Annotated in this window: 3 protein-coding genes; all 3 read left to right on the top strand. The window is 31.8% G+C overall.

What is annotated here, in order from left to right; genetic code table 11:
* Positions 1–45 precede the first annotated feature (45 nt).
* Positions 46–1,905 (top strand): Lon family ATP-dependent protease, encoded by a 1,860-nt coding sequence (gene lonC, locus ACJAX4_RS22175; protein ID WP_435791616.1) that lies wholly within the window; start codon positions 46–48, stop codon positions 1,903–1,905.
* Between the two features lie 74 nt (positions 1,906–1,979).
* On the top strand, positions 1,980–3,311 hold the full coding sequence (locus ACJAX4_RS22180; RefSeq protein ID WP_435791614.1) for a replicative DNA helicase: 1,332 nt from the start codon (positions 1,980–1,982) through the stop codon (positions 3,309–3,311).
* 578 nt (positions 3,312–3,889) lie between these two features.
* On the top strand, positions 3,890–4,945 hold the full coding sequence (locus tag ACJAX4_RS22185; protein WP_435791615.1) for a ParM/StbA family protein: 1,056 nt from the start codon (positions 3,890–3,892) through the stop codon (positions 4,943–4,945).
* The last annotated feature ends 81 nt before the right edge of the window (positions 4,946–5,026 follow it).

The following is a 5,026-nucleotide window of genomic DNA, read 5'->3' on the forward strand; positions in this document are numbered from 1 at the left end:
GGACTAATTTTGAAGACATTATTTGTTAATAAAGCCGGAGAAGATATGGCAAAAGATGCATTACCAATAGATACCCAAATTGATGTTCTATATGAAATAATGAGGAATGTAATAGATGAGAGCAGTATAAAGGCAAAAACTGTAAAATTTAAACTACAAAAATATATTAAAAGTGAAGATATGTATAAAAAATTGTATGCCTTAAATAAAATCATTAGTGATGGTAAAGGTATAGAGGTAGTACCTACCTCAAAAAATGTACATGAGGTTTTAGACAACACTAATGAATGGATAACTGAAGAAATAGCTAAAAGGTATGTTCAAAACAAGATTGAAGCTGACGTAGAAAAAAATCTCATGGAAAAGCAAGAAAAATACATTGATGAAGTAAGACTTGGTATAATTAAGAAACAAAAGGGTCCTGAAAATGCTAAAACATTAAAAAAATATGAAGAGCTAAAAGAACTTGATAGCAGAAAGCTTACTAAGAATATACAGGCTATTTTAAGGCCAGAGAGTTTTAGTGAAATAGTTGGACAAGAAAGAGCTATAAAATCTCTACTATCTAAAATGGCATCGCCATATCCTCAACATATTATTCTATATGGTCCACCAGGTGTTGGTAAAACCACTGCAGCTAGGCTTGCTCTGGAGGAAGCCACGAAACTAAGTTACACTATATATGATAAGGATGCTAAATTCGTTGAGGTGGATGGTACAACGCTGAGATGGGACCCAAGAGAAATAACTAATCCATTACTCGGATCTGTCCACGACCCAATATATCAGGGAAGTAAAAGAGACCTAGCTGATGTTGGAATTCCTGAACCCAAACCCGGTCTTGTAACAAAGGCACATGGAGGGGTACTATTTATTGATGAAATAGGAGAACTGGATAATATACTACAAAATAAACTCCTTAAAGTATTAGAAGATAAAAGAGTTGAATTTTCATCATCATATTACGACCCAGAAGATGAAAACACTCCTAAATATATAAAATATTTATTTGATAAAGGTGCTCCGGCAGATTTTATTTTAATAGGAGCTACAACTCGGGAACCATCAGAAATAAGTCCCGCACTCAGATCAAGATGTACTGAAGTTTATTTTGAACCGTTAACAGCTAAGGATATTGAAAATATCGTAGTAAACGCTGCGAATAAATTAAAGGTTGAAGTTGGAGATGGAGTTGCGAAGATAATTAGTAGGTATACTATTGAGGGAAGAAAAGCTGTAAATATTTTAGCTGATGCTTATGGATATGTATTGAATAATAGGGAATCAGTAGCGAGTTCTAAGATTATAATTGAGGTTAAGGATTTATTAGACATTATATCTATTAGTAGATTAACTCCATATGAAGAATTAGATAGTGAGATTAAATTTGAAGTTGGTCATATATATGGACTTGGAGTATCAGGTTATATAGGATCTACTATTGAAATAGAAACTTCAGTCTTTGAAGCAAAGGAAAGTGGTAAAGGCCAAGTAAGATTTAATGATACGGCTGGAAGTATGGCTAAGGATTCAGTATTTAATGCTGCGTCTGTAATAAGAAAGACAACAAACAAAGATATTAAGGATTACGACATACATGTAAATATAATAGGTGGCGGTAAAATTGATGGACCTTCCGCAGGAGCTGCTATAACGGTATGTATAATTAGTTCGCTTTTAAACAAACCTATAAGACAAGATATTGCGGTAACCGGAGAGATATCCTTAAGTGGTATTATAAAACCTGTAGGTGGCATATTTGAAAAAATTTATGGTGCAAGAAGAAAAGGAATAAAGCTAGTTATACTTCCTATTGATAATGAAAAGCAGGTACCTATAGATCTTGTCGACATCGAAACGAAAGCTATATCAAATATAGAACAACTAATGAAATTAGTGTTTTAACCAATATAAAATTAATGGCCCTGTTAAAATAAATTTTAGCAGGGCATAAAACATTAGTTTAGGAGCGATGAAAAATGGATACACCTCTTAGAAGTTTACCTTATAATTTAGAAGCGGAACAATCAATAATCGGGTCAATGCTTATTGATAAAACAGCTATATCAAGGGTGGTAGAGATTTTAAAAACCGAGGATTTTTACAGAGATTCTCATAAAGTCATATTTAATGCTATTTTTGAATTATACCAAAAGGATACACCTATTGACATGATTACTTTACTGGAACATTTACGTTCTTCTGAAAAATTAGAAGCTTCAGGTGGAATTACTTATATTTCTGAAATAAGTAATTCAGTACCATCCACTGCTAATTTAAGCTCTTATATAAAAATTGTGGATGATAAATCTGTTTTAAGAAAACTTATTAGAGCTTCTACTGAAATTATGGAAAATTGCTATAATAAACAAGATGATGTTGAAGCAGTAATGGACCTTGCAGAGCAAAAGGTATTTAACATAGCAGAAAGAAAGAGTACAAGTGATTTTGAACCAATGAATACGGTTCTAGAGAGAGGCTTTTTAGAAATAGAGAGAATTTTTAATAATAAAGGGGAAACAACAGGAGTAGCTAGTGGGTTCCCAGAACTCGATGGACTAACCGCTGGATTTCAAAAGGGAGACATGATTCTTATTGCGGCAAGACCTTCTATGGGAAAAACTACCTTTGCTCTAAATTTAGCTGAGTATGCAGCGCTTAGAGAAGGAAAAAGTGTAGCAGTATTTTCTCTTGAAATGTCTAAGGAACAGCTTTCTTATAAATTGCTTTGTTCAGAAGCCAATGTTGATATGTCAAAGCTTAGAAGTGGTAATTTAGAAGATAAGGACTGGGAAAATATAGCCAAAGCTTCCGGTCCACTGGCTGCTGCTAAAATCTTTATTGATGATACAGCTGGAACTTCGGTGATGGATATGAGATCAAAATGTAGAAAACTAAAAATGGAGCATGGTATAGACATGATTCTTATAGATTATCTTCAACTTATGTCTGGTAGTAATACAGAAAGCAGACAGCAAGAAGTATCAGAAATATCGAGATCTATTAAAGCCCTTGCAAAAGAGATGGAGTGCCCAGTAATTGCACTATCACAGCTATCTCGTGCTCCAGAGCAAAGGGCTGATCATCGTCCTATGCTATCAGACCTTAGAGAATCAGGGTCTATTGAGCAGGATGCTGACATTGTTATGTTTCTATATAGAGATGAGTACTATGATACTGAAACGGAAGATAAAAACATAGCAGAGCTTATAATATCAAAACAGAGGAATGGTCCCATAGGAACTGTTAAGCTTGCTTGGATAGGTCAATTCAGTAAATTTGCAAGACTTGATGTGCTTTATAGAGATTAGGTGTCTGTTAAATTAGATTACTTTACTTAATTTAATAAATAAAATAGGATAACAAAACTTATAAAGTTTTGTTATCCTATTTTTATTTATAAATAATACTATAAATTTTAGCATCATAAATGAGCTGTGGTGTATGTTTGATCTGATATATATATATCTACATTTGTAAATATATATATAAATAAATAAATATATATTTATTTATAGGTAGGAGATCTAACAATATACAACTATTAAATTATAAGGTCAATATATTATCTAGAGCAAATAATTAATTGTAAAATTAGTGGTCTAATGCTTAGAAAATTAGAATTCATTCAAAAAAATAGTCTGATTGTTATGTTCTTATATAAAATTAGTATTGCTAGATGAAAATGTAAGATAAATGCATAGAAATATTTATATATATATCTACATTTGTAGATATATATATAAATGTAGATAAGTAAATATATAAATATCTACTTATAGGTCTACAAATATCTGAAAAATATTTTTCTTTAAAAGAAGGTTATTACAATATAATGAAGAATATATAAGTATAAACCAAAAAAAGAAAAATCTGGGAGGAATAAGAAATGAATTTAGTTGAAATATCAAAAAAATACCCTGCGCTAAGTAAAGTGTTAGCCTCTGTATTAACTGTAGACATAGGAAATACCTTCACAAAAACAAGTACGGATGTTACTTTTGCTAGTCGGGTATCATCAGTAAACAAACATGGTTCAAGGGCTACTGGAGCAAGCAATATTACTTGGAATGGAAAATTATATACAGTGGGTAATAAAGAAGGTAAGCTTAACATGGAACCCAACAAATACATGTCAGAACATTATAAGTTGAACTTACTTAATGCTATTGCACTAAGTTTTAAAGGTGAAACTAGCATAAAGGTAAGACTTGCGGTAGGACTTCCTGCAGAATATTATATAGATCATAGTATTCCTCTTAAAAATGAGATTAAAAAGATGGAAAAACAATCTATAACATTAAATAGTAAAACATATGATATAGAAATTTTAGATGTTCAAGTATTTAAACAAGGCGGTACACTTAGTGCTGAAACTATGGAAACTTTTAGTTACCCAATGCTTCTACTTGATTTTGGTGGTGGTACTTTAGATGTATCTCATTGGAAATATGAAAAAGATGAATTTGGTAACAAGGTGCTTGGGATGACTAAGGCTAGTAGTTTCGCTCAACATGGTTTTCAGCCTACAATAGAAGCTATACTTACTAAAGTCAACTCTGCAGAAGGTTCTGACGGTAATTATGATATATCAGATGCTATTGAATATTTAGAAGATAATGAATTACCTTTTGGAGAACCAAACGTGTTACAGGAAATTAAGGACTTAGTTTTAAGACCTTATGTAGAAAAATCAATAAGTTCGATTAATAGTTCCTTTAAGCCTAATATTTGTAAAGATATTAGGATAATAGGAGGTCCTGCTGAGATATTACTAGAATACTTACAAAATGAATTTATACGAACGGAGCCAAAACTAATAGAGAATAAAAATTCTCAATGTGCTAATGCTATACTATTTGCTGAAAGATATAAAGAACTGTTAGTAATAGAATTCTTAGATGGAAACAAAGAAATTGCTGCAACTACAGAAGTAGGATATTAATTATGGGGGCACTCCGTAAAACTGTATCATCAAACTTAGGAGAGGAAACAGATAAAGACTTAATTACTTATGTGAGTAATA

The sequence above is a fragment of the Clostridium sp. genome (assembly GCF_051278035.1).
Classification (GTDB): Bacteria; Bacillota; Clostridia; order Clostridiales; family Clostridiaceae; genus Clostridium_AD.